The 24,006-nt window shown below is 60.3% G+C and carries 24 protein-coding genes, 1 tRNA gene and 1 pseudogene; 9 read left to right on the plus strand and 17 right to left on the minus strand.

Annotation, left to right across the window (positions count from 1 at the left end; genetic code table 11):
- Positions 1-253: 253 nt before the first annotated feature.
- A complete protein-coding gene (locus NKI50_RS27620; RefSeq protein WP_352718229.1) occupies positions 254-1,210 on the minus strand; it encodes a Y4kA family protein in 957 nt (318 codons plus the stop codon).
- A 235-nt stretch (positions 1,211-1,445) separates the two neighbouring features.
- Between NKI50_RS27620 and NKI50_RS27625 the strand changes: the two genes are divergently transcribed.
- Positions 1,446-1,928: a hypothetical protein gene (locus NKI50_RS27625; protein WP_352718231.1), complete on the plus strand. Its 483-nt coding sequence runs from the start codon at positions 1,446-1,448 to the stop codon at positions 1,926-1,928.
- A 67-nt stretch (positions 1,929-1,995) separates the two neighbouring features.
- Here the strand turns inward: NKI50_RS27625 and NKI50_RS27630 are convergent, their stop codons facing one another.
- A complete protein-coding gene (locus tag NKI50_RS27630; protein ID WP_352718233.1) occupies positions 1,996-2,175 on the minus strand; it encodes a hypothetical protein in 180 nt (59 codons plus the stop codon).
- 92 nt (positions 2,176-2,267) lie between these two features.
- On the minus strand, positions 2,268-2,813 hold the full coding sequence (locus NKI50_RS27635; RefSeq protein WP_352718235.1) for a recombinase family protein: 546 nt from the start codon (positions 2,811-2,813) through the stop codon (positions 2,268-2,270).
- A 327-nt stretch (positions 2,814-3,140) separates the two neighbouring features.
- Between NKI50_RS27635 and NKI50_RS27640 the strand changes: the two genes are divergently transcribed.
- The 3 genes from NKI50_RS27640 to NKI50_RS27650 are packed head-to-tail and all read left to right on the plus strand — an operon-like array spanning position 3,141 to position 4,790.
- The gene (locus NKI50_RS27640; RefSeq protein WP_352718237.1) at positions 3,141-4,031 is read left to right on the plus strand and encodes a hypothetical protein; all 891 of its coding nucleotides are present in this window, start codon (positions 3,141-3,143) and stop codon (positions 4,029-4,031) included.
- A complete protein-coding gene (locus NKI50_RS27645; RefSeq protein WP_352718239.1) occupies positions 4,031-4,459 on the plus strand; it encodes a hypothetical protein in 429 nt (142 codons plus the stop codon). Before NKI50_RS27640 ends, NKI50_RS27645 begins: the two co-directional genes overlap by 1 nt.
- 52 nt (positions 4,460-4,511) lie before the next feature.
- Positions 4,512-4,790, plus strand: coding sequence for a DNA -binding domain-containing protein (locus NKI50_RS27650; RefSeq protein ID WP_352641777.1), 279 nt, complete (start codon positions 4,512-4,514; stop codon positions 4,788-4,790).
- Between the two features lie 151 nt (positions 4,791-4,941).
- Here the strand turns inward: NKI50_RS27650 and NKI50_RS27655 are convergent, their stop codons facing one another.
- Entirely contained in the window at positions 4,942-6,900 is a 1,959-nt protein-coding gene (locus tag NKI50_RS27655; protein WP_352718241.1) for a ParB/RepB/Spo0J family partition protein, read from the minus strand.
- 1,225 nt (positions 6,901-8,125) lie between these two features.
- Here NKI50_RS27655 and NKI50_RS27660 point away from each other — a divergent pair.
- Positions 8,126-8,308, plus strand: a complete 183-nt coding sequence (locus tag NKI50_RS27660) for a hypothetical protein (RefSeq protein ID WP_352641780.1) — start codon at positions 8,126-8,128, stop codon at positions 8,306-8,308.
- A gap of 160 nt (positions 8,309-8,468) precedes the next feature.
- Here NKI50_RS27660 and NKI50_RS27665 read toward each other — a convergent pair whose 3' ends face one another.
- From NKI50_RS27665 to NKI50_RS27675, 3 genes are all read right to left on the minus strand, one after another.
- A complete protein-coding gene (locus tag NKI50_RS27665; RefSeq protein WP_352641782.1) occupies positions 8,469-8,744 on the minus strand; it encodes a Y4lK-related protein in 276 nt (91 codons plus the stop codon).
- A gap of 246 nt (positions 8,745-8,990) precedes the next feature.
- Positions 8,991-9,347, minus strand: a complete 357-nt coding sequence (locus tag NKI50_RS27670; RefSeq protein WP_352718243.1) for a DUF2958 domain-containing protein — start codon at positions 9,345-9,347, stop codon at positions 8,991-8,993.
- Between the two features lie 9 nt (positions 9,348-9,356).
- Positions 9,357-9,572 carry a hypothetical protein gene (locus tag NKI50_RS27675; RefSeq protein WP_352718245.1) on the minus strand — a complete coding sequence of 72 codons (216 nt, stop codon included), beginning with the start codon at positions 9,570-9,572 and terminating at the stop codon, positions 9,357-9,359.
- A 934-nt stretch (positions 9,573-10,506) separates the two neighbouring features.
- On the opposite strand from NKI50_RS27675, the gene NKI50_RS27680 reads away from it, so the two are divergent.
- The 4 genes from NKI50_RS27680 (at position 10,507) to NKI50_RS27695 (ending at position 14,767) form a co-directional block, all read left to right on the plus strand.
- Positions 10,507-11,379, plus strand: coding sequence for a phage integrase N-terminal domain-containing protein (locus NKI50_RS27680; RefSeq protein WP_352718247.1), 873 nt, complete (start codon positions 10,507-10,509; stop codon positions 11,377-11,379).
- Entirely contained in the window at positions 11,379-11,681 is a 303-nt protein-coding gene (locus NKI50_RS27685) for a hypothetical protein (protein WP_352718249.1), read from the plus strand. Before NKI50_RS27680 ends, NKI50_RS27685 begins: the two co-directional genes overlap by 1 nt.
- Positions 11,682-11,894: 213 nt before the next feature.
- The gene (locus NKI50_RS27690; protein WP_352718251.1) at positions 11,895-13,532 is read left to right on the plus strand and encodes a type IV secretory system conjugative DNA transfer family protein; all 1,638 of its coding nucleotides are present in this window, start codon (positions 11,895-11,897) and stop codon (positions 13,530-13,532) included.
- Positions 13,533-13,540: 8 nt separating this feature from the next.
- Positions 13,541-14,767, plus strand: a complete 1,227-nt coding sequence (locus NKI50_RS27695; protein ID WP_352718253.1) for a M48 family metalloprotease — start codon at positions 13,541-13,543, stop codon at positions 14,765-14,767.
- Between the two features lie 10 nt (positions 14,768-14,777).
- Here NKI50_RS27695 and NKI50_RS27700 read toward each other — a convergent pair whose 3' ends face one another.
- From NKI50_RS27700 to NKI50_RS27745, 10 genes and pseudogenes are all read right to left on the minus strand, one after another.
- The gene (locus NKI50_RS27700) at positions 14,778-15,233 is read right to left on the minus strand and encodes a hypothetical protein (RefSeq protein ID WP_352718255.1); all 456 of its coding nucleotides are present in this window, start codon (positions 15,231-15,233) and stop codon (positions 14,778-14,780) included.
- Between the two features lie 296 nt (positions 15,234-15,529).
- On the minus strand, positions 15,530-16,624 hold the full coding sequence (gene mobQ / locus NKI50_RS27705; protein ID WP_352718257.1) for a MobQ family relaxase: 1,095 nt from the start codon (positions 16,622-16,624) through the stop codon (positions 15,530-15,532).
- 269 nt (positions 16,625-16,893) lie between these two features.
- Complete coding sequence (locus NKI50_RS27710; RefSeq protein WP_352718259.1) at positions 16,894-18,108, minus strand: site-specific integrase; 1,215 nt, start codon at positions 18,106-18,108, stop codon at positions 16,894-16,896.
- Positions 18,109-18,218: 110 nt separating this feature from the next.
- A tRNA-Trp gene (locus NKI50_RS27715) sits at positions 18,219-18,294 on the minus strand.
- Between the two features lie 77 nt (positions 18,295-18,371).
- Positions 18,372-18,887, minus strand: a complete 516-nt coding sequence (locus NKI50_RS27720) for a hypothetical protein (RefSeq protein WP_352643652.1) — start codon at positions 18,885-18,887, stop codon at positions 18,372-18,374.
- A gap of 128 nt (positions 18,888-19,015) precedes the next feature.
- On the minus strand, positions 19,016-19,498 hold the full coding sequence (locus NKI50_RS27725) for a group II truncated hemoglobin (protein ID WP_023721633.1): 483 nt from the start codon (positions 19,496-19,498) through the stop codon (positions 19,016-19,018).
- Positions 19,499-19,603: 105 nt separating this feature from the next.
- Entirely contained in the window at positions 19,604-21,286 is a 1,683-nt protein-coding gene (locus NKI50_RS27730) for a COG3904 family protein (RefSeq protein ID WP_502900390.1), read from the minus strand.
- Positions 21,287-21,614: 328 nt separating this feature from the next.
- Positions 21,615-21,713, minus strand: a pseudogene (locus NKI50_RS27735) (EF-Tu C-terminal domain-related protein); the annotation flags it as partial.
- Between the two features lie 21 nt (positions 21,714-21,734).
- On the minus strand, positions 21,735-23,420 hold the full coding sequence (locus NKI50_RS27740; RefSeq protein ID WP_352643650.1) for a COG3904 family protein: 1,686 nt from the start codon (positions 23,418-23,420) through the stop codon (positions 21,735-21,737).
- A 150-nt stretch (positions 23,421-23,570) separates the two neighbouring features.
- Positions 23,571-24,006 (minus strand): EF-Tu C-terminal domain-related protein (locus tag NKI50_RS27745; protein WP_328824954.1); only part of this gene is annotated, 436 nt, incomplete at its 5' end.

The following is a 24,006-nucleotide window of genomic DNA, read 5'->3' on the forward strand; positions in this document are numbered from 1 at the left end:
ACTAACCAAGTCGACGTCGTGATCGCGTAGAAGCATCTTCGCCGCATTCACTGTCTCCGCCCTGACCGTTACATGATCCTTTTCCAGGATTGTCATTAATCCGTCCAACTGGCCATGCTTTTGCGCTTCCAAGACGATGGTGGCGAAAGTATACGCGTTCATGTCGACCCACTTGCGGCTGGGGGGAAACAGTTTGATCCTTTCCTGCTTCTCCCCTGTACTCGTTGGCTTGCGTGCCATTCGAACCTCCCATCTATTCTACAAGAACGAAGCTTCGCTCGGTACGGCGTATTAGCTGATCGATCGCGCCGATAGCACGTCGCGTGGTCGCGTCGCCCTCGACGTTCACATAGGTGCCAACCTTCTCTTCCTCCCTCTCGAATTGCGGACTTACGGCGAGAGAAAATCCGACGATGATCTTGTGCTTGTCTTCCCTATAATTTGAAAGTCCAAGCGTGCCGTCCTTTAATGAGGACGACGATACTACCGTAATCTTAGGGGTAACATTGCCGTATATTTTGGTCGTGAACTGCTGGGCGTAAGCCATTGCAGGCTTTGATTCACCCTTTTCACCGGCGAGCGCTCCGAAAAGGGTCAGATCGACGAAATCATCGACCATGGCATCTATGCCAATTTTCCCTGCAATCGGATAAACATATTTTGACCGAGAAGAAAAGAATTCAGGGTCTACCTCATTCTGATCGCAGTAATACTCCGGCAGATCCTTTAGCAAATATCCCCACTTGTCAGCTATCGTGAAAGTTTGAACGTTATTACGAGATCGATTTAGCCCAGTTTTAATCGGTACGGATACTGTTCCCTTCGTGATAGCAGCTAAGAAATTTAGATCAACGCTTGCATCGTTAGCCTCAGTTATGTCCAAATTGAAATTAAAGGCGATAGCCGTTGGAAAGAAATATTCCAAATATGCGTAGTCACGCGGATCTAGCTTCTTCCACTCGATAGTGCTCAGTCTGATTTTCCGATCACGAATTTTCTTGGATATTTCGACCCCATAAGGATCATCATCGTTGCCAATCAGCCAAGCTGCGATTTTGTCAGCAATTGCCTGTCTCGCTTCGCAGCGGGCTTTTCTCACTAGCTCAGGCGCATAATACCCTGTGAAATCATGCACAACGGGATGCGCCGCACATGCGTTAAGAACTGACCCAAACAATAAAATTGACCCTATGCGCCGACTGCTATTCATAGCACGCCGCCCCAGCTTTTCTTGCTAAAAATCGGCCACTTCCCCCAGCCGATATACTTAACGTTGCAGATTGCAGCGCATTAATCAAGTGATACTTTAGCTAAAGCAAATTTGGCATAAACAGCCTATACTTTATGATCGGCTGGCAGCGCATAGCTAGCTTTGACGGATTGCTCCTCATCAAATGTATGGTATTCATAGTCATTCTATAACGTTGGCATTGGGAGACATGTCGGTGGGAAGCTCGGAACAGGCTGCTGGTGCAGCTACTCAAGGTGCGAAAAAATCGCCCAGTTATGGTGGCGACAAGTGGGACTGGTATCTTGCTGTAGTCGTCCTGATTCTTGTGATCATAGCTTTGTCGATTTATCTGCTCAGGCACACGACGTGGCCAGAGCTTTCCCTTTTACTGGCGGGCGTGTTGGGAGCCGTAATGGGATGGGCCGCAGGCATCTGTGTGACACCTTACACCATATGGGAACAAACACGGCTCAACGGTATCGGAAAGCTTATTGCTGGATTGGCAACAGGCTATCTGGTTGCAAAACTCGATCGAGTTTTTGATATCCTGCTGCCAAAGACGCTCGACAATGCCACTTTAGTATCGACGGGTGTTCTTAGTCATTTCGCGGTATGGCTGACCATGTTCATAGCCGTCGCAGTAGTCACCTACGTGACACGCAGCTACGATCTTTATGAAAACAAGAAGACTGGCTAAGCATGAGCCGGCGAAAGAACCATCGCGGGTTCGTCATATGGAACTCCTGCAGGTGCTCCGGAGTACGCTACTGACGTGACCTCCTCGGTAACTGGTCATCGGACGGGTCTTGGTGATTTTTCCACCAGATGACGTACATCGACCCGATCTTGACCACTGGCACGCGACGCTCACGTTCGCGGACGCGCAGCTCGCGATAGGTCTTCACCTTCAGCGTGCCACCCGGCAGTCTGATGCGTATCGCCATGACCAATATCCTCGATGGCGGCAACCTACGCGCTTTTTGTGACGGAAGAGCAACTCAAGTTTTGCTGATCGAATGCAGTGCCGCCTTTGGGGCTACGGATGCAGCCGCGCAATCGTGCTGTTGCTGACATTGTAGCGGTGGGCGACCTGCCCCCGCGCCTCGCCGGCGGCAAGCCGTGCGAGCGCCTCACGTTGCTGCTGCAACGAGAGCTTGGGCTTCCTTCCGAACTTGACGCCCCTGGCCCTGGCGCGGGCGCGCCCGTTCGAGGTATTTTCCAGGATCCTGCGCCGCTGCCATTTGGCGGCCCAGCCAACCAAGAACAAGATCAGATCTGACATTTCCGACGTGGTGTCGATAAACGGCTCGTCGAGCAGGCGCAGCCCGGCGCCGGCCGCCGTCACTGTCCTGAGGATGTTCAGCATGTCAAAGGGATCCCGCGCCATCCGGTCGCTGACGACGGCATGGACCACGTCACCTGGCTTTAGGGTCTTCAGCAGCCGCTGCAACTGACGGCGGTCGGCATCTTTGCCGCTACGCTTTTCAAAGAAAATCTTCTCGCAGCCTGCCGCCTGCAAGCGCTCGATCTGGGCGGCCAAGTCCTGCGCTTCAGTGGACACCCGCGCATAGCCGTATTTCATTCACGTAAGCCTCCCCTGTTGCTTCAAATATTACGAGTTTTGCAACGTCCGCGTCAGCATATATTTATCGATTTTCTCGACGATGGTCATGATTGTTTGCCTAAACCTTGCGCATAAAAGCCAAGGGGGCCTTAATTAGCGCAGGCTTATAGTCCGCCGCAAAACTCGTGATTTCTGGATAGAGGTTGAGCCCTTCTTTCCTTCCAGAAACAGGTGCTCCTTGATCCGTACCGCAATCCTTGCCGTCGTCTCGGCCGGCCCCCTCTCGGCATGCAATTCGGATGACGTTGGCGCCAAGCTCGAACTCATCAGCCAATAGGTCCGACGATGAAAGCCAGGTTCGTTTCGGCGCTGGGCTGTCTCCTGCTGGCTGTCGCGGGGTGCAGTGACAGCAAGCCCAAGAACGTCACCGTAGACGCATCCCAGGTACCGGCCCTGACCGTTCCGGCAGCGTCTGTCATCGAACGGGCCCGCCTTGACGCCACTGCCGCTTTCTCGGGCATCGACGCTCTCAAGGCCGCTGGGGCCGGCATATCCGCCGCAGAGATCGAGAAGCGTCTGAAAGCGATGGGTTTCGGGGTCGAGGTCAAGAAGGGCAACCTGCCCTTGTTCCTCGGCAACGTGGATGGCCAGTTCCATGGCGTTGTCTATCCCGAGGGCCGAACCACCATCTCCGCCATCAAGGGCTTTTCCAGCGGCGGACGCAATATGCTCGAGCAGTTCCAAGCGGACCTCGTCCTCGACCGCATCGAGCGGGTCAGCGACGACTGGTCGGTGGTGATTGGGAAGCTGCCTCCCGATATCGCCAACATCCCCTATTTCCTGCAGCCGAGTTTCGGCATGACGACGGACGATCGCGGGCTTGATCCCAACTTCGTCAATGTCCGCCTTGCCAGGTTCGGCGCCGAACTGCCCTCGACCACTGATCGTCCGGCCGAGGATCGGCCCCACAGAACGGTCTCAAAGTGCTTCACCCGAGTCGGTGATGCCCTATCCGACCAGGACTGCAAGGACGTCATCGTTGAATATTCGGCCTCATATTTTTTTCAGGACGATCCGTCCTCGATGCGGGGCGCCCTCTGCAGGGGCGATATTTGTACGCTCAGTCTCTTCATCAAGGACAGCAAGCTCGACTGGGACATCCACAAGCAGATTTCAGGCGCTGGCAGGGCCATCTTCGTGAAGGCTTTTGGTGAGCCCGACCCCGAGAAGAAGTAATGCGCCACAGTGCGTCAAAACGGGCGCTATTTTGGGCTGTCGGCGCCGCCGTTCTCCTGTCAGCTCCCGCGACGGCGCAGGAAGAACAGCCTCAACCCGTCCCCAGGCAGAGATTCAAGCTCGGCCAGAGCGACGGGTGCTTCCGCTACATCGGCGACGCGGTCGAATTTGTCGGCCGCTTCAAGGCCGGGAGCTATATCGGCGTATCGATGATCACCATCGGCCAGGACGGCATGCCGACACCGCCCGCCGACGAGGACCGGACACCGGCAATGGATTTGCCAGTGTGGACAAGCCCCTCGCCCTATTTGTGGTTCGGCCCGACGACCAGCAGCCGCGACTACTCGATCACGTTCTCGCCTCGCGCCTTTTGGGGCAACTCCGCGATCGTCACCATTTGCGGTCGCCAGTCCCCGCCAGAAAAATGAGGCCCTAGGCACAGCTCTTTGCTTGACTGGGAACAGGCGTTAAACTGCAGACATGGTCAAGCCGCTTCTCGATCCAGATGTCGCCGACGAGGCGCCCACGTCTCCGGTTCTTACCGGCTATGACGAACAGCACATGGTGACCTATATGCGCGTGCTCGATGCCGCCGCCGAAGATGCGGACTGGCGCGAGGTTGCCAAGATCGTCCTGCACATAGATCCAACCAAGGAGCCCGATCGGGCCTTCCGGGCCTGGGAGACGCATCTCGCGCGTGCCCGGTGGATGACGACGCATGGCTATCGGTATTTGCTGGCTGGTGGGGCGCCGCATTGAGGCCTTGTGAAATACGGCTGGGCGGGCGGGGAGCGCGAGGGGCGGGCCAGGGGCGCCCTCGCCTGGCCTTGGCCGGTTCGACATCGGCCTGAGGACATTCCGGCGCAAAAAACCCGGGGCATCGCTGCCCCGGGCTTAAGGTTTCCGGCCTCTATTCGGCGGCGAGCGCCACCTCATCACGGCTTTCGCTGTCAACCTTGACCGGCCCCCGCAGCGCGGCGGGAAGCCAGCCCTTGCCGTCCAGTTCCTTCTCGGCCTGCAAGACGCCTTCGGCTTTCGGGGCGCGCTCAACAGCCATCGCGGCCTCTTCCGGGCACCCGGCCTCCCGCATCACGCCGGCGATGTCAGCCTTTGACAAGCGTGCGAGGAAAGCTGTCTCGGGCGTCCACCAAAGACGCATGTCCAGTCCGAGAGCTTCCGCCATCAGGTCGGCGTTAGCGATGCGCGCCTTGCCGGGTTCATGGCGGGCGACCACAGCGTTGAGGTTGGCAGAAGTCACCACCGCCAACAGGTCAAGCAGTCCGTCCTGCGGCTGCGTCATCAGCCATGGCCAAAGGTCGGCGAGGTCTCCGGGCAGGCGATGCCCCCAGCCTTCCATCACCTCGTTCCAGCCACCCAACGCACGGCACGCCTCCGGCTCCTTGATGGAAGGCACCAGATTGCGGCGCTGGCCGGTGACCTCCACCGCTGTCTCGATACGCCCATGGTGGTAATCGTAGAAGACGCGGCTGACCAGCGCATGCAGGATGGCGACCAGCGCCACATCGGGACGGTTCGACAGTTCCACGCGCAGCGCTGCCGTGCGGATAGCCGTCAACTCCTCGGTCAGGGCTGCCGATATGCCGACGGCTTCCTCATCGGGGCTTTCTTTCGCCCCGGCTTGGCTAACCTCGTCGCCTTCGCTGTCGCCCTCATCTTCGCTGCCGCTCTGCAACGCGGCCAGTGCCTTGCGGTCTTCGGCCTTCACCAGCCCCGGCGTCACCTGTACCGTGCCATCGTACGCTATCGACACGACACAGCCCGCCAGCGCCGTCTCTAGCGGGTCGAAGGCCCCCGCCGCGTTCTGGATGGCTTCGATGCGATTTTCCAGAGCCCGTAATTTGGCCTCGTCGGCCTCGATTTGCGGGTCGCCCTCGGCGTAGGCGTCGATGGCCTCTGCCAATTCGTCGTACTGCATGCCCAGCGCTGACAGTTCCGCCTGCTCGTCTTCGGTAAGGTTACGCCGCACCGCATGGATGCGCCCGAACCCGCCGCCATGGATGAAGGTACTATCGAGGCTGATTTCCACCCATTTCCAGCCCAGCGGACGCAATTCGTCGGCCACCGCCTCAAGCCGGTCACTGGCAAGCTTCACCAGCAAGGGTCGGTCGGTCAGGAACGTCAGTTCATCCTCGGCGAACAGGTCGCGCAGCACCCCGCCCCCTGCGGCCTCGTACGCCTCAACACCCACAAAGCGGGCCAGCCGGTCATTGCCGCGCACATGGGCGCTGGTCAGGAACGAGCGGATACTGGACGGATCGCGGCTCCAGCCATCCTGTTCGAACCACGCCGCCTCCTGTGCCGCGTGGTCGTCGCTCATCGCCAGTGCTTTGGCCTGCTCAAGGGTCACTTCATCGGCGCGCATGGCATCGAGGATGCGGGGTGACAGGCTGGCCAATTTCAGCCGCTGGCGCACTGTGACAACGGACTTGCCGAAACGGGCCGCGATGTCCTCGGCCGTCATGCCCTGTTCCACAAGGTCGCGGTAGGCAATGACCTCGTCCACCGCGTGCATTGGTTCCCGCTGGTCGTTCTCGGCCAAGGAAATCTCGGTGCCGCTGCCTTCCTCACGCAGGATGGCCCTGACCGGATAGTCCTTGGTCACCGCCACGCCCTGCACGGTGCGGCCCTCGTCCAACAGCAGACGCAAGGCCCCCAGCCGCCGCCCTCCGGCGACAACCTCAAACTTCGCCCCTTTCGCAGCCTTGCGGGCCACAAGGTTGTGGATGAGGCCATGGGCCTCGATGCTGGCGGCCAGTTCGGCCCTGCCTGCCTGCGCATTGACGCGGCGGACGTTGGCCTTGCTCGGCACCAGCTTGCCGAGCGGGATAGTGATTTCAGCGGTATTCATGGACTTGCTCCTTTGATTTCGTTTCAGGTCGACCCGTTCCCCTACGGGTTCAGGTCCCCTGAACCCCTGCCTCGCGGCGAGTAGCGGGGAGAGAGGGGGCAAGCCCCGGGGGCGGAGGGGTCTCCCCGGTCTGCACGGATCGAAGCGGAGGAAGATGGGGGAAACCGCCCGCGGCGGCTTGCTGGGAGAGAGGGCCGCGCGCCTCTCTTCCCCTCACACAGCAAACGTGCCGCTAGGCACATCCCATGTCGGCGCAGCCGTGCCGCGAAGCGGCTCAACAAAGAACGGCGTACAAGGCGGAAGCACCGAAATGCCCGCCAGCGGGACCAAGTCAGTTCGGTGCTGGAGAAAGTTCGTGGCCCTGAGACCGGTTCAACAGGGCGGCCGTAGGAGCATCAGCATAGCGCCGCCGTCAGGCGGGATGCGGGACCGACCGCCCCCGGCGAAGGGCGCCGTATAAAACGACGCCAGCTCATGCCAACATCTACCGAAGTTAGGTCCCGCCTGACTAAATCGGCTAACGGCGGTTACCAGTCGCAACAGATTCTGCTGATTCGGAATCTCGGCCAGCGGACCATCGAATCCAGCGTCCGACGCGGGCTCGGTATCGCTTGCCCGCCGATTTGTCCCCCGCCGCAGGATCCCTCAGTGAACAGGCTGTGGATAACGTTGCGCAACCCCATGTTCTCCCACAGTATTCCGAACAACGCTCCTAAAAAGGGGAGAATCCTGCCAATCTGTGTTTGCAAGAGTTTTGTTATCACTTTTTATTACATCGTTAAATTTTTCCACGATTTTGCCTATTTTAGCATTGCAACGCGGTCGGTTCTCTGTACCGTGAGCTTAATTACTTCGCTGGCTTAGAGGCCATTTTGATGAATCTTTCCGAATTCCACCTCGCTGTGATCACGCATCGCCGCTCACGCAAACTTCGGTTGCTCAACGATTATGGCTGCCTGGCTTCTTAGACTCACGACATACCTGACGAATGTCGGCGCCTCGGCGCCGGCCACCGTCTCACGTACTTACAAGGCCGCGCTCGTCTCGAGTGCGGCCTTGTTCTTTTCAGGTTCTGACGAACGGGAGGTGACCATGAATGGCCCATAGAAGATCCTAGAAACGGAGAAAACCCGCTGCGCTAACAGCGGGCTTCCCCTTCATCCTATCTCAAGCAACTGAGCCTTCGCCTCAACAGCAAGCTCAGCAACTCAATGGAGAGACAGGAATGTCTTCGCCCAACGTTGTCGTGTGGGTTTTGTTTCTGGTCAGTCTTGCGACCAGGGCGGCGCTTCTCGCCGCTAAAGCGTACGATATGCCTGCCGGATTCATCCAGGTCTTGGAAGAAATCGACCGGTTGGTGGAAATGCTGCATACCATCGCAGAAATCCTCGCGCATATCGCGGAGTAAAAGGATCGATGCATCAGGTCGGAACGGGGCCAAGAGCTCCGTTCCGTAACCTTGTGGGTTTGAATCATGGCTGGATTTGGGTTCGCTGTACAGAAAAAACTCTCGTCGCGACTGCCGTGCCTCGGTCGGCAATCGCTCACAGGTGCCAATGATAGCAACTTCAATCCCTTAGGCAGGCTTCCGCTTCCGGTGAAGGCGCGTCGATGTAGCGGCCAATCAAGGCCAGGTGCGCCGCGATTTTGTAACGCAGGTGATCGCGGCTGCCGTAGTGCGCGTCGATTTCGTTGAGCTTCTTGTACAGCCCCCTACGCTTGCCGCGCGGAACATCGGCATCGCCCATGGTGTAGTAACCCGGACCGACGGCACAGATGTCGCAGCCGGTTGCGGCCACCTCCCGCACGAACGCCGGAATGTCCTCTTCTCGCATCTGCTTCATTCAAAAGCCTCTTCGCATCACATTCCTATCACAACGTTCCGGATCTGCAACCATACCGTGCAACCCGGCAACAGGTGCCGTTGCGTTGCCGCTTTCGCAGCCGTATCCGACAGGCTCTCCCTTCGGTTTGTGCGTGTCGATTTTGCGACGGTGACTTGGCTTTTACTAACCGGCCTTAGTCACGTCGAGAGCATTACCACCAAGATTGAACGCCACCCGGAGGTGGCGTTCGTTGTCATACGGGCCTTATGCCCGGATGTGGCCGAGGCGCTGAGCCTCGCTGGCATAGGCCGATAGGGACTTGTCCGCTCGGAAATGCCGGTCACGCTCGACCGGCAGGCCAAGGCGCGCCCGAACGGCGGCGAGTTCCGTGAGGCTGACGCTGCCAAGCTCGGGGCAGCCTAGCCCGAGGTCACAGAGGCCAAAGGCGATATCCGGGTCATCCGGATCGATCTCGGTGAGGAGCCAGGTCGCACCGGCATCCGGCGTGAACAGTTTGACGACGGGCATGAAGTCGATTTCGCCGTCGGTGCCGCGAAGGGGTTGCTGCTGGCGACCATTCGCCAGCAGCTTCTCCCGCAGGTCTTGGGTCAGGATCTGCATGTCGGCCTCCTATTCGTCGGCCTTCGGTGCGCGCAGGACGATACGTCCGTCGAGCGGCAGGGCATCGAGGAGGAGCGTGCCGCCTTCGCCGTCGTCGTGGGCGAAGAAGGAGCCGATGCGGGTCCAGAAGCCCTTCTGGCCGTCCTTGCCGTCCCGCACGGTGTAGGCGTGGTAGACCGGCATCTTGGGCTCGGACTTCGTTTCGGTGTTGCGTTTGATGGTCATGGTCTTTTCCTTTGGTTGATGGTTTCTGTCCCGGAGGACGGTTCCAAAGGAGACGGCGTAAAGGGCTGGCTTGTCCCCAACACGGGAGCGCAGCGAAGGAGCGGGCAGGAACGGGACAAGACGGCCGCGCCGGCTAGAAGAGAACAGTCATCAGCTCCGGGCAGACCATCGACGGAAACGCCAGGGCCAATCGCACGACATCGGACGCGACGAGCCAAATTCGATAACACGAGCACGCTGCGGCGGCGGAGGCTGGAGGCCTGCCGGACAGGCCGCAGTCCTGGCTCCCGTGTGCACAGGCTGCGTAGGCGGTCGCCACCGACCCGCCAAGCTCGGCCCTGAGAGGGGCCACCGCTTGCCGCGCCGAACGCAATACGGGATCCGGGCCAATGCCCTTGGCCAGGAACACGGAGCAGCGTGACGAGCAGGGTCGGGCATAGAATGTCCGACGATGCCGGCGGCCGGCGGTCTGTCACTCGCCAATGTATTGGGGAGTGACAGACCGCCCCCAAACCCACGGTGGATGCCGGGTTCACGCAAACGCCGCCACACGACCTGCAAATGACGCTACGCTTCGCTGATCATTTCCGGTGCAATGTACTGGCCATTAACGGGCGACAGCGTCCACTATCCCGCCAGGCAAAAAACTGCCTGATCCATCTCACCCGACCTTTTCCCAACCAAAGGAGAGCAGAATGCTAGCTCATCGCATACGTGCGCCGCCGCGGCGGCCACACCTCCGGTTTCGACCTCTCGGTAACCGGACGCCCAACAGGGCAAACCAATTCGGCCAGCCACCCGGCTGGCTAGGGAGGCTTATACCGTAAGGAAAACTACGCATTCCGGCCCTGCCGCGAATGACCTTCGCGGGGTGTCACGCTCTACGGACGTGCATCGGCCATCAACACTCAGCCAAAAACAAAAAGCGAGCAAGATGGACGATCTAACCATGGACCTGGTGCGGCTGTGCCAACGCAACCGGGACGGCTCTTACGGCACGCAGAACAACCGCCGGCGCGGCCTGTCCGCAATGGCCAACGACCTCGTGGACCTCGGCTACAAGCTTCCGTCCGCGACCTCCCTCAAACCCAAGCATGTCGAGGCCCTTGTCGAACGATGGCTCGATACCGACACCTCGGACGCGAGCATCCGCAACCGCCTCACCTGGCTGCGGTGGTGGGCCGAGAAAATCAACAAGGTCAACGTGGTCAACCGGGACAACGCCGCGTACGGCGTCGCCGAACGTGGCGAAGTCACGCGCAATCGCGCGCAATCCCTCGACAACACCAAGCTCGCCACCATCGAATGCCCCTATATCAAGGCGTCGGTTCTGCTCCAGGTGGCCTTTGGCCTCAGGCGCGAGGAAGCCATGAAGTTCCAGCCGCAGGCGGCCATCCGCGCCGACCAGATCGCCTTGCAGGCGAGCTGGACGAAAGGAGGCCGGGCACGGACCGTGCCCGTGACCACGCTGGAACAGCGGCAGGTCCTCGAACACATCATGCGCCTTGTCCCTGGCGGCGGGTCGCTGATCCCCGCGCAGATGAGCTATGTCGAACACCTCAAGCGGTTCGAGTACCAGACACTGAAGGCGGGCCTGCGCAACACCCACGGATTCCGCCATGCCTATGCCCAGCAACGCTATGCGGTGCTGACCGGGCATGCCTGTCCGCTGGCAGGTGGCAAAGCCTGGGCAGACATGACCGCAAACGAACGGTACGCCGACCGCGCGGCGCGCCACCGGATTTCCGCCGAGCTCGGCCATGGCCGCCTGAAAATCACCGATACCTACCTCGGGAGTGCCTTCTGATGAAACGCGCGGAAGGCAATTTCCTCATGGCCGCCAATATGAGGACAAAATACGCCAACAGGCTCTTCAAGCCCGCGACGGTCGCGGCCGCCATCGATGAGGCCGCCTTCCAAGGCCATCGGCGCTACCGTGTGGTGCAGGAGTTTCCATTCGACCTTTCCGATACGGAGGCCGCCAAGGCGCTTGAGAAATGGCTCGATGCCGAGCAGTTCGAATACGTCTGGCGTCCGACCCGTCTCGAACAGGATGATTTCCGCCCGTCCATTGTCGCGGAATATCCGGAACTTGAGATTACGTGGTGAACACAGGAAGACAGGAGCAGGCGTACGCCTGGCAAGAGGCAAGGGATGTTCATCCCCTCTTTTGTTTCTTGCCTCCGCTTCCGGAGGCCTCTGGAAACAGCAGTTCTGCTGTTAATTTGAGAATAGCCTAGAAAAATCCAAGTCGCTCCTACCAAGAGGCTTTATGCCAACTGTTTCTTGGTGTTACATCGTCCGGTCAGCGGGGGCTGGGGCATGCCGGATTGGTTCAAGGATTTCGATCCCCTGAAGGGAGTCGACTTATTCGGATCGTCCCGTAAAGGGGCGGCCACCGAAGGCCTTTCCACCGGGTTCAAAATCGGCACCGCCATCACCAACATGTTCGCCCAACACCGGGCGCGCAAACGGATCGAAAACGAGCAGCGCGAGGAGAAACGGCGCGTTGATGAGGCGGTTGCCAACCCGCCGCCGCTGCATGGTTCGGCGCGATGGGCTGATGCCACCGATCTCCTGAAAGCCGACCTGCTGCACCCTACGGCGAAATTCGATAGCCCGTCTTCGATTTTGATCGGGACCTTCGAGGATCCCGCCCTCGGCGGCGCCGTTGCCGGCCAGATCCACTGGGATGGCGAAGGGCACCTCCTGACCGTGGCGCCGACACGCACCGGCAAATCGACGACGACGATTATCCCCAACCTGGTCCGCTACAAGGGCTCATGTGTGGTGCTCGACCCTAAGGGCGAGCTTTACGCCCAAACGGCCGCCTGGCGCCGGAGGAACGTCGGGCCGGTCTATCGGATTTCACCTTTTCAGTCCGAAACCGACGCTTACAACCCCCTCGACGGCGTGGCCTCGTTTTCCGACGCCCAAGCGCTTGCCGATCTGATCATGCCGCCGGATCAGTACGCGCCGGACTTCTTCCGCAAGGATGCCATCGCGGTCCTTACCGCCATCATCATGTTCGTAACCGAGGCGGGGCCGCCGGGCCATCGCAACATGGCCGAGGTGCGGCGTATTACGGCCTCTCCACTCGACCTCTTCACCGAGGCGATCAAGACCATGGCCGCCTCGCGCAACCCTGCGATCGCGAACGCCGCCAACATCGTCCTCGGCAAGGACCGCAGCAAATCCATTCCGAACCTCCGTGACACCATCAACACCGAGTTCGCGCTTTGGGACGACCCGGGACTCCATCGCGCCACCTCGGTGGCGTCGTTTGATTTCCGTTCGCTGAAGGATGCACCGGCGACCGTCTACATCAACGTGCCGTTCCACAAGATGTCCGCGTACGCCGCGTTCCTGAGGATCACACTCACGACGGCCCTGGACGCGATGCTCCAGAATGAAACCATCCCGGACATACCCGTCCTCTTCATCCTCGATGAGTTCCTGAGCCTGGGTCCCTTTCCGCGCTTCCGCGACGCAATCCGCACGCATGCCGGCGCCGGCGTCCGCCTCTGGTTCTTCCTTCAGGACGTGCCCACGCTGGAAGAACATTACCCGGGCGGGTGGAAGACGTTCTTCAATACGTCGGTGAAAACGTTCTTCGGAACGGACGAACACTATACAGCGTTGACGATTTCGGACTTCCTCGGCGACCAGACGCGCGGTTACCGGACAGCGGGCACCAGCAACAGCGCCTCGACCGGCCCGATCTTCAGTGGCAATGGGGCAGGAACGGGCTCGGTCAATCACGGCATCGCTTATTCCGGCCGTCCCCTCCTGACGCCGGACGAAGTGACGGAACTGCTCAGTGGCTTGGCCGCGGACCAGACCCGCACAGGCCTTGTCTTTGCGCGTGGCGTCCGCCCGATCCAGGCCAGACTCGTGCCCTGGTTTCTGGGGCAAGCCTGCCGTGATCGCGTCACTCCACCAGCCAATCGCAAAGTATGAGGAACGGTATGATCTCTGGTCCCTTGTTCGACGAAGTTAAGCCCTTGGCTGTGAGGTATTTGGCCGCCACGTCGCTGAGGCTCGGCTGGTATGCCATTTTCGGTTTCGGGCTTTACCCGAGCGTTGTGCTGCCGCTGCCGCCCCACTTTTCTTGGCCGGGCCCGTTCGTGATCGTCGATCTGAGCCTTACGATTTGGCAGGTCGTTGTCCTGTTCAAAATCGCGAGACGGGCCTTGGTGCGCGATCGGCCTGATGTCGCAGCAAGGCGCCACCAGGCTGCCGCGCCGGACGAAAATCGGGAACTTGACCTGACCTCCTTAAGCCGGAACGTCGTCAGCACCCCCCTCGTCCTGGCAGGATCCGTCCTGTTTACCTGCGTATTCATTCAATGGCTGGTAATGGGCGGCTCGCACGGTGTTCCCTTGGTGCATATGCGGCCGGGTGGCCCGGGATGGGTGATCGGCGGAATATTGGCGGTTGCCGGCCTTATTTACGGCAACAGGTTTACTTCCCGGGCCAAGGCCATGGTCGGCAGTTCTTTCGGCGTTCAGTATCTCGACGCCAGCCACCCGCTCGCGCAGCGTGTCGCCGGACATGCCGCAACGCTTGGAATCAGGCCGCCGGTCGTCGGCGTGGTGAATGTCACCAATGCCTTTGCCATGGGAACACGCAAAGAGGCGGCGGTCGTTATTGGCAAACCTCTGTTGCACCTCCTTTCACCGCAGGAGCTGGACGCGGTGATCGGTCACGAACTCGGGCATGTCGTCTACAACGACGTTGAACGGATGCAATTTGCCGAAGGGTTCCAGGCCATGATGGCTCATGTGGCAAATTTCGTGGCGATCATCGCCACGGAAGTGGTGGCGCAGGCGACAAAGGAAAAGCGCCATGGGCGCGGTGTGACGCAGCTGAGCGCGGCAATGGGAATGCTGGCGAGGCATACGCTTTTCGCCGGGTCCGAGCTTATGGTGAAGGGGCTGTCGCGTGCCCGTGAGTTCAAGGCCGATGCCATCGGTGCCAGGATTGCTTCACCGGAGGCCATGATTGGCGCTCTTGAGCGCCTCCATGGCATACCGGCCAAGCCGACCGGGATCGAAAACAAGTACGGCTACCTGATGTTCCGCGGCGGCAAGATGGGCTCTCTGTTCAGCACTCACCCTACTCTCAAACGCCGGACCGATGCCCTTCGAAGCGGCGCGCATCTGAAAACGCTTTCCCGGAAAAGTGCCGCTTGATCCCGCAGCGCTAGCGATCTCGCTCCCACTGGCGGTCTACAACGCGCTCATGCTGGTGCTGGTTGGAGTCAGCGGCTCCGGCTTTTCGCGTGACCCACCACGGTTCGGAGTCGGCTCGCATTTGGCCTTGCAGGCCATCGAAACGCACCGGGTCCACGGTGCGCAATTCGTCCAACTTGTCGCGGAGCCCACGATACTCCTTGAATATCGCCGGGAGCTGCAAGCTCGCGTCAATGGCGTGCTCCTTCCTCGTTTCATCGCGGGGCATCTCGCCCAGCGAGAAGAGGTGATTCTTCAGGAGTTCGTACGAATGCGCGTCGTTTAAGGCCGACTTTTGCCACTTCTCATAGGCTAGGTCAGGCCGCTCAAAGCAGCGCCCAAAAAGCTCGTCAAACTGGCGGTTGAGCTGAACCATCCGCGTTGTCAGCTTCTGCATGTCTGCTTCCGGATCCGAATTCTTCGCCATGGCAATCCCTTTGACAGGGCATAGGAATAATGTCCTACTTCCACCGTGCGCCCCCATTGGATCAGAAGATTAGACTACGAACTTGCTTTGGCAAAGCACCGCCCGTGGAGCGATTGGCCACAATGGTTCTGGTTTCACATGGTGAAACGACCCTACTATGCATATATGCTGTACCGTCGCCGGAAGCTCGGAATTTATAGGGACGGTTTGCCACCCAGCGATGCCGCAACCCGCGTACGACGGAACATGCTGGCTGAGATGTTGCCCTCCAAGCGCATTCCAAAAGACACGGTAAACTAGCGGCTCCGCCACCAGGCATCACGGTCCCGGTCAGGCGTGTCATGTTCGTTCTCCGGCTGCCGGTGGTGGTGGGTGCTGACCCACCACGCCCTGTCGTTCTCGGCAGCAAGCTCCCGATCGTTGGGCAGCGGATAGTGCCCAGCCGGTTGCTCGACCTCGGCAATCATCCTGTCCTGCGCCGCTTCCAGTTCATGCGATGGTATCAAATCACCTTCGGGATTCAGCACAGGCCGATCGCGCTCGGCAGCAGGATCGCCCTGCTCGTGATCCCGCGACTGCCAATAGAGCCAGAATTCGTCACGCTCATGCTCACTCATGTCCGGCGCAGGCTCGCGGCTTTCAGGCGGCCAATCACGCCTCAGAGACAAGTGCGGATACAAGTCGGCTAGCGGGTTAGGCATACTCAGCTCCTGTCGGACTGTGGCGATGCGTTCTAGGTCGATCTGCGCCCGCCGTGCCCGTCGCGCCTGGCGATCGGCACCCAAGTGCCGACCGGCGTGTTGCGCCGGATCGATCGAGGCATGGCTGCGGGCATCAATGCGGGCATCGAGCCCGGCACTGGCGAAGCTGGCGTTAGCAATCCGGGCCCACATGGCACGCGCCTCGGTAACGAAGCGAAGTCCGTCGGCTTCACGACGCTTTTCGGCGAAGCCTCCCGCCGTGATCCGACGCGTTGTCAGCAACAGGTGGGCATGAGGATTGTTGTTCCTGCCGTCCTCGTGAATCGCAAAATCCACGACATAACCTTGACGCGTGTACGCGTCGGCCATGGTGGCCGTCAGCTCCAGCCAAATTCGCGGAGCGACTTCACGCGGCAGCGCAAATTCGATTTCCTTGGCAAGCCGTGCGTCCTTGCGCTTTTCGGCGGCTTCGACGGCATTCCAGAGCTTGGCGCGGTCACCCATCCAGCCGGGAGATCCAGCCGGCGTCCGGATCTCGGCATGGACAACGTCGCGCCGGCCGCCAAAAGCGCTCTCACGTTCTTCGGCGTCGTTCGGCAGCGTTTCGCCTGCCCGATAGGCGGCGGCAGCGACAACCGACCGGCCGTCACCGCGACTGATGTTTTTGACGTGGAGATGAAAGATCGCCATCCGTCCACCCTGCCTATCCCGCACTTTGTCGGGCCTCAGCGCACAGTCAAGTTGAAAAGCTGCTCTGGGTGCGCAGCGGGGTTCCAAGGGGCTTGCCCCTGGCGCACTTGCCGGTTTTCTCCGATTGGCGTTTCGCCAGCGGTTAGAAAACCGAGCAACGCATCGCAAATTTCGTCCAATGCGTACACATTGGGCGATGCGTAAGTGCGCTGTTTACATGGCTCGAATCTTTCACGTTCGTCCTCTTAAGCGGCTACCCGGCGAGTGCCCTAATCCTCAATTCGTTCGGGCCTCTCTGCCTTCGCCTTCTGACCGGGCCTGGGCTTGCGGACATTGATGGCCGCCGCATCGAGGCGGTTCTTGAGGTGCACGGCATAGTGCTTCTCGATCATCTCGACGCTTGTCCGGCAGTTTTTGGCGACCTGGTAGATGTCGGCGCCCTCCAGTAATCGAAAGCTGATGTAGCTGTGCCGGAGCGAATACAGCGTCCGCCGATTGCCCTCCCGGTCCAGCTTGAGGCCGAGCCTGCCGAGGATCGCGTTGAACTGCTTTTTATGGTCGACCGGAAAGATTCGGTCAGTGGGTTTGGGCTTGTTCCGCGCCACCATGCGCTCGAACGGGAACACGGCGCCCGACGTGCTCTTGCAGTACCCTACCCCGCGCTTGCCCCGCACCTGGATCTCCAGGATTTTCTGACCCGTTGGTCCGTCCTTAACAACCTCCACGTCCCGATACTCCAGCCCGTTGGCCTCGTCCGGTCGCAAACCGGTATTTGTCAGGAAGAGTATCTTGTCGTGAAGCTGCTCGGCCAGCCAGACACGGTGCGCCTGCTCGCCCTTCTGCGCTTTGAGGCTAACTGCACGTGCATCATGAGCGTGGGCACGTGTCGTCTGGTACAGCTGTTTGTACTCCTCTGGGGTAAACCAAGCGCGATGCACCACCTTGGCGGACTTCTTGTAGGGTTGCGAGATGTCGGGCAGATGCGCCATCCAGCGGTGGCGCAGGGCGGTTTTCAGGACCAGGCGCAAGGTCACGGTTTCGTGGTGAAGGGTACTGCGCGAAGGGAGTTTCTTACCCTCCTCCGGCGTCAGCCGGGAGATGCGATACTCCTGCACCGTGCCGGCATTGATGGTGGAGAGGCCCATCTTGCCAAAGTACGGCACCAAATAGGCACGAACCCTTCGATAATGGTCCTGGACCCAGCGGGCGTTGCGCTCGCCGTCGGTCAGCACCTCGTATTCCGTGATGAACTGGTCTGCGGCATCCTTGAAGGTCTTCTCGCCCACCAGCTCGCCGCGCCGGCCCTTATCCTTCAGGCCGAAATACCAGTCCTCGGCCCAGTCCTTGGCCTTGGCCAAGCTGTCTTCCTTGGTGCTGACCCGCCAGTTTTTGCCTTTGAGGAACGTCGAACAGTGCCAAATCGGGCTGTCGTTGCGCCGATAGACGTGAACTTTGCCTTCCAGAATCGTGTGCTTTTCCGCCACTGCCAGACACTCCCTGAGCACGTGCAAGTTTGTGCAAGAGATGTGTAAGGCTACTTTCGGCGTCCTCGCCAAGCAAGGCGATTTATAAGTGCCTGATTTCCTTGAGGAAATGGCACGGGCAGCAGGGCTCGAACCTACGACCTGCGGTTTTGGAGACCGCCGCTCTACCAACTGAGCTATGCCCGTATGCGCATGTCGGCGCAGCAGGCGCTTCCTAAAAGCTTCCGCGCGCTCTGTAAAGAGCGGTGTGCGCTGCCCAGCCTTCATCTTCGAAAGTCGAGGCGTCCTCCCGGCCATTTCCCGTCGATCCGTTGATTGCTGACGATCAAACCGACCCAGGGACGCACGATTCGTGGGTCGGTCAGGTTGATGTATTTTCCCACCAGCCCTTTCGCACCCTCGCGCCGCGCGTCGATGAGCCCCTTGCGCATGCCATCATGCCAATCGAACAGCAGGTAAACTCTCTCTCCCGCGGTCTTCAGCTCGCCCCGGCCAGACTTCCATTTACCCTTGCTGTCGCCTGGAATCGTGGGGTCGGCACCGCCGTTCCAACGGCTGGACCAGCTGCCTTCGATCGTGTCGTTGCGGTCGCGGTCGCTTTCGGTGCCCCAGGCTTCGGCGTTTTCATCGCTTGCAGCTTCCTCCAGTTTTACGCCGGCGGCGAACGCCGACACCTCCTCGTCGTCGGGAGTGGGGACATCCATGACACCGAACGGATTTCGGGTTCCGCGGCTGCCGTCAAAGGTGCTGCCTGAATTTTTCGTGCCTTCCGATCTCATCGCAAAGCCTCCGGTTTTTCAGTGTGGCCCCAGTCGACGGCGACTTTAAACGGTTAGCCTGGAGGACCGAGACCTCCATAGCCACCCGTTTTCCTGGCCGGCAGGGTTTTCGACCGATTCGCGCCCGGTCAGTTTCCCGAAGGCGGCTTGTAGGGGCCGCCCGGCACGCCCCAACCCCAGACCGGCATTGGTTCCGCCTCGGGATCGCAGGTCGGACCTTTGTTGGAGTTCATCTTGGCCAGCCGCGATCCCCATTCGATATAGGCCATGAAGGCCGAGCGGAATTCGGGATCGTCAGGCAGCCCGATCTCGTCGGCGGCGTCGGCGAGGAGATTGATCCAGCGCCGGCGCTGCTCCTCCGTCAGATGCTTGCCGAGGTGATGCATCACCATTTCGCGATGGCCGCCATGCTTTTCGCTGTAGGTTTTCGGTCCACCGAAAACTTCGCCGATGAAGGCCGCGACGTGGGCCGGATGGTCCGCCGACATATGCTTGAACACCGGCCCGACAATGGGATCCCGAGAGACGTTGTCGTAGAAGGTCTGGGTCAGGCGGTTCAGCGCTTCGGTGCCGCCGGCCCATTCGAACAATGTCGGGACGTCCTGGCTCATTTGCGATCCCTCGCCTGGCTGGTCTTCTACCACGCCGGACGATAGCGGAAACATCCAGCATCGCTCAACCTGTCTCGATGGCCAGCTTCCGAAACCGACGCGCCCCTACAATTTGGCGGGCGCCTCGGCCTGCGCATTGGGCGAGAGCACCACGCGGCAATTGTCAGGCTTCGGCACCGATCTGCACAGGGTGGCACCGGTCAGCTCGTCCACTGATTGCGGCCCAGTCGTCAGTCCGGCCCTCAGCATCACGTCAGGTTCGAGCTGACGCTCGACCGAAATGCGCTGAAGCGTCATGAACAGATCACGGTTGATTGCCATCTCGTCAAGGTAAGCCTTGATCAGCTGGGCTTGTCCCATCAGGTAAAGGCTGAGTAGCGCCCGTGGACCGACAAGCCGCCTGACGCCCCCAGCCAGCATCAGCGCGCAGGCCGAATCGCAGTCGCCTTTCGCATCGCTGGCCACTCCGGCATAGGCGCCATCTTTGGCCAAGCAATTCCACTCTTCCGGGTCGCAGCCAACGAAATCGGTACGGGCAACGGCGACGTCGAGCTTCTTTTCACGGATAAGTCGCCCCATCGCCAGAGCGCTGAACAAGTCGCCGCCTCGCGAGCTCACCACTATAGGCAGCCGCCGGCTGCCAAGCGTAGCGAGCAACTGGCCCAGCTTCTGCGGGGTTTGGCTCGTGATTACGCCTTGTGCCGAGATCCATTCCGGGCAGTCGGGATTGCAGGACGAATTGCTGCGGCGAACCACAACGAAGCGCATCTCGGGTGCCCCGTTCCCCGGCACTGCCACGAGCGGCCGAGCCCACATCCATTCCGGGCAGTGGGGCTCGCACATCGGATCGCTGCCGCGAACGAGTATGAAGCCCTTGTCCGGCGCCTCGTTTCCTGGCACTGCCTCGACCGGCTGAGCAGGTGCCTCCTTGGCCAGCTGAGAAAGTGGGACTTGAGCCGGCTGAGACGGTCCGGCCTTCGCTTCGATTGCTGCCACCTTGGCCGGCTTGGCATTCGCAGGGACCTCCCTGCAGTTCGGCGGCGCAGGACTCCGCTGGCATATGCCCGCCTGCGTAAGTATGTCGAGGGAGTCCCTGCTGGTGATCAGCTTCATCGTCAGCATGTCGTCGAGGGCGATCTGCCGGATGTCGCTGGCGGGCGTGGCCTTCATTCTGTCGATTACGCCCCGTCCGACACCCATGTCCCTGAGATAGGCCGAAAGTTTCCTCTCAAGCGCCTTGCTCATCTCATAGGTCTTGTAGCCGGCATTGTCTTGAGTGATGGTTTCTGTGGTGATCCTATATTTTTTGCCCCGCACAACTCGATAGGTGGTTCGATAGTGCCGTGTTGTGCGGAAATAGGTCGTAGTGATCTGATGGACGCCTAGATAGGCCCAACCGCCGACCACGCGTCCGACGCCTCCGGCAAACATCAGCGGACATGCGGAGTTGCACATGGCACCCCCGTCAGACGCAATGCCGAAATATGCTGCGCCCTTGCCGTCATTGGCCCGGCAATCTTTCATCCCGGGCCAACAATCGGAAAACTTGGTCGTACCGACGGCGATATCGAGCTTGTTTTTGCGGATTATTCGACCAAGCTGGAGCGCAGCATCGACATTGCCGCCCGGGGAATTGACGATGATCGGCAGTTTGCGGCGGCCGAGCGTCTTCAATATGCGCTTGAGCTGCGCTGGCGTGCCCGCTTCGATGGCGCCTTCTGCCGAAATCCATTCCGGACAGTTAGACTCGCAGCCGGTCGCGTTGCTGCGCACGACGACGAATCGCATCGGCGAGAGATCATCGGATAATAGCTTCGGATCGGTCCAAGTCGTCGGATCGGACCATTTCGGGAAGACATCCTCGGCCTTTGCGGCGAAGGCAGCCATCGCCATGGCAATAACCAGCAGCCCGCGCCACCACCTTGCCACGCTATCTAAACGGCGTCCCGAAACCACGCTTGGCAAAAGCCCCCTTGATGCAACCTATAATAGTTGCGGCAATGGTGGTTGCAATAGCTTTGAAACACCCGCGCAAGATTGTTCTGCCTCGAGTCAGTAAGCGAAAAAGGCGGCCCGAAGACCGCCCTTTCGCATCGACCGGCAATGCCGGCGCCGATCACTCTATAATGGTGACGACGACGCCAGCACCGATGGTGCGGCCGCCTTCACGGATGGCGAAGCGCAGCTTCTCGTCCATGGCGATCGGCACGATCAGCTCGCAGCTATCAAGCCCGCCTTACGATTTGACCGGCGTGCTGGCCTGAGCCTTGGCGCCCGAGGCTTCGCGGCAGTTCTCGGGCTGTGGCTCCGATCTGCAGATGCCGGGGCCTGTCAATTCGTCTGCCGATTGATGCCCGGTTGTCAGCCCGTATTTCAGCATCGTGTCGAGTTCGAGCTGCCGTTCGACTGAATTCAGCTGAATTGCGGTAAACAGACCGGGGCCGATGGCCATGTCCTCGAGATAGGCCTTGACCTTTTGCTCCTGCCCTACCGAATGCACGCTCAACTGTGCACGCGGGCCGACGAGGCGTTTGACACCGCCGGCGAGCATGATCGGACAGGCCGAGCCGCACGCGCCGCCGGCATCGACCGTCAGTCCGTTATAGACGCCGTCTTCGGCCGTGCAGTCGGCCTGCCGCGGTTCGCAGCCAATGAAATCCGTCCGCGCCACGGTGACGTCGAGCTTGCGTTCGCGGATCAGCCTTCCGGCCGCCAAAGCACCGAGCACATCACCACCCGGCGAGTTGATGACGATGGGCAGACGCCGGTCGCCGACGCCGTCCAGCAGTTGGCGCAGTTTTTCGGGCGTGTCGGCGGTAATTGTGCCTTCGGCCGAGATCCATTCCGGGCAGTTGGGATTGCAAAGCGGATTGCTGCCGCGGACCAGCACGAAGCGCATGTCTGCGGCCTCCTTCGGCCGCGTGGTTTCGTGCCCTGCGGGTGCAGGCCCGGCGTTCGCCACCACTTCGCCGGCCGGCTTCGCGATATTCGCCGGCGCCGGCAGCTCCCTGCAACTCCCCGGCAACGGATCGGATTTGCATAGGGTTGGCGCGGTCAGCAGGTCGACGGCATCCAAGCTGGTGACGAGATTCATTTGCAGCATGCCGTAGGGAACCAGTTGCTGGATGCTGCTGGCCGGCGTGCCTTTCATGGTCTCGAGCACGCCCAGGCCGACGCCCATCTCCTTCAGATAGGCCGCCAGCTTCCGCTCCAGCGGCTTGTTCATCTCGTAGGTCTTGTAGCTGCCGGCGTTCTTCCGGCTGACGACCTTGGTGTTGAGGATCTTCTTCTTACCCTTCACCACGCGGTAGGTGGTGCGGTACAGCAATTTCGTCCGGATATAGGTCGTGGTGATCTGATGGACGCCGAGAAAGGCCCATTCCCCGACCACGCGCCGGATGCCACCGGAAAACATCAACGGACAGGCGGAATTGCAGATGGCGCCGTCGGCATAGGCATCGCCGAAATAACGGGCGCCCTTGCCGTCGTTTTCCTTGCAGTTTTTCACATTTGGCAGACAGCCGACGAACCGGGTTTTGCCGACGGCGATATCGAGCTTGTTCTTGCGGATCAGGCGACCAAGTGTCAGCGCCGCTTCGACATTGCCGCCGGGGGAATCGACGACGATCGGCAGCTTTCGGCCGCCAAGCGCCTTCAGCGTGCGTTTGAACAGAGCCGGCGTGCCGGCTTCTATCGAGCCTTCCGCCGATATCCATTCCGGACAGGTCGGCTCGCAGCCCGGCGCGCTGCTGCGGACGACGACGAACCGCATCGTCGGGCCGAGATCCGGCGTGGATTTTTCCGGCGTGGATTTCTTGGCATCGGCTGCGAAGGCAGCGTGGCCCATGGCGAGCAACGACACCAGGCAGATCAGCCCTAACGACCACCATGCCTGACTATGCAAACGGCGCCATGGAACCATTCGGGCAGCCCCCTCGATGCAACCTATACTAGTTACGGCAGAGGCGCTTGCAACAGGATTTGAAGCAAGGCGGTTAATCTATTCGAATCAAAAAGGCGGCCCGAAGACCGCCCTTTCGCATTCGATCTCGACCGGCAACGCCGGCGTTGATTACTCTTTGATGGTGACGACGATGCCGGCACCGACGGTGCGGCCGCCTTCACGGATGGCGAAGCGCAGCTTCTCTTCCATGGCGATCGGCACGATCAGCTCGACATCGACGGTGATGTTATCGCCCGGCATCACCATCTCGGTGCCTTCCGGCAGCGACACGATGCCGGTCACGTCCGTCGTGCGGAAATAGAACTGCGGACGGTAGTTGGTGAAGAACGGCGTGTGACGGCCGCCCTCGTCCTTGGTCAGGATGTAGGCTTCGGCGACGAACTTCTTGTGCGGCTTGACGGTGCCGGGCTTGGCCAGAACCTGGCCGCGCTCGACGCCTTCACGGTCGACACCGCGCAACAGCGCGCCGATGTTGTCGCCGGCCTGGCCCTGGTCGAGCAGCTTGCGGAACATCTCGACGCCGGTGCAGGTCGTCTTGGTGGTC

The sequence above is a fragment of the Mesorhizobium sp. M0563 genome, assembly GCF_040321065.1.
Taxonomy (GTDB): Bacteria; Pseudomonadota; Alphaproteobacteria; order Rhizobiales; family Rhizobiaceae; genus Mesorhizobium.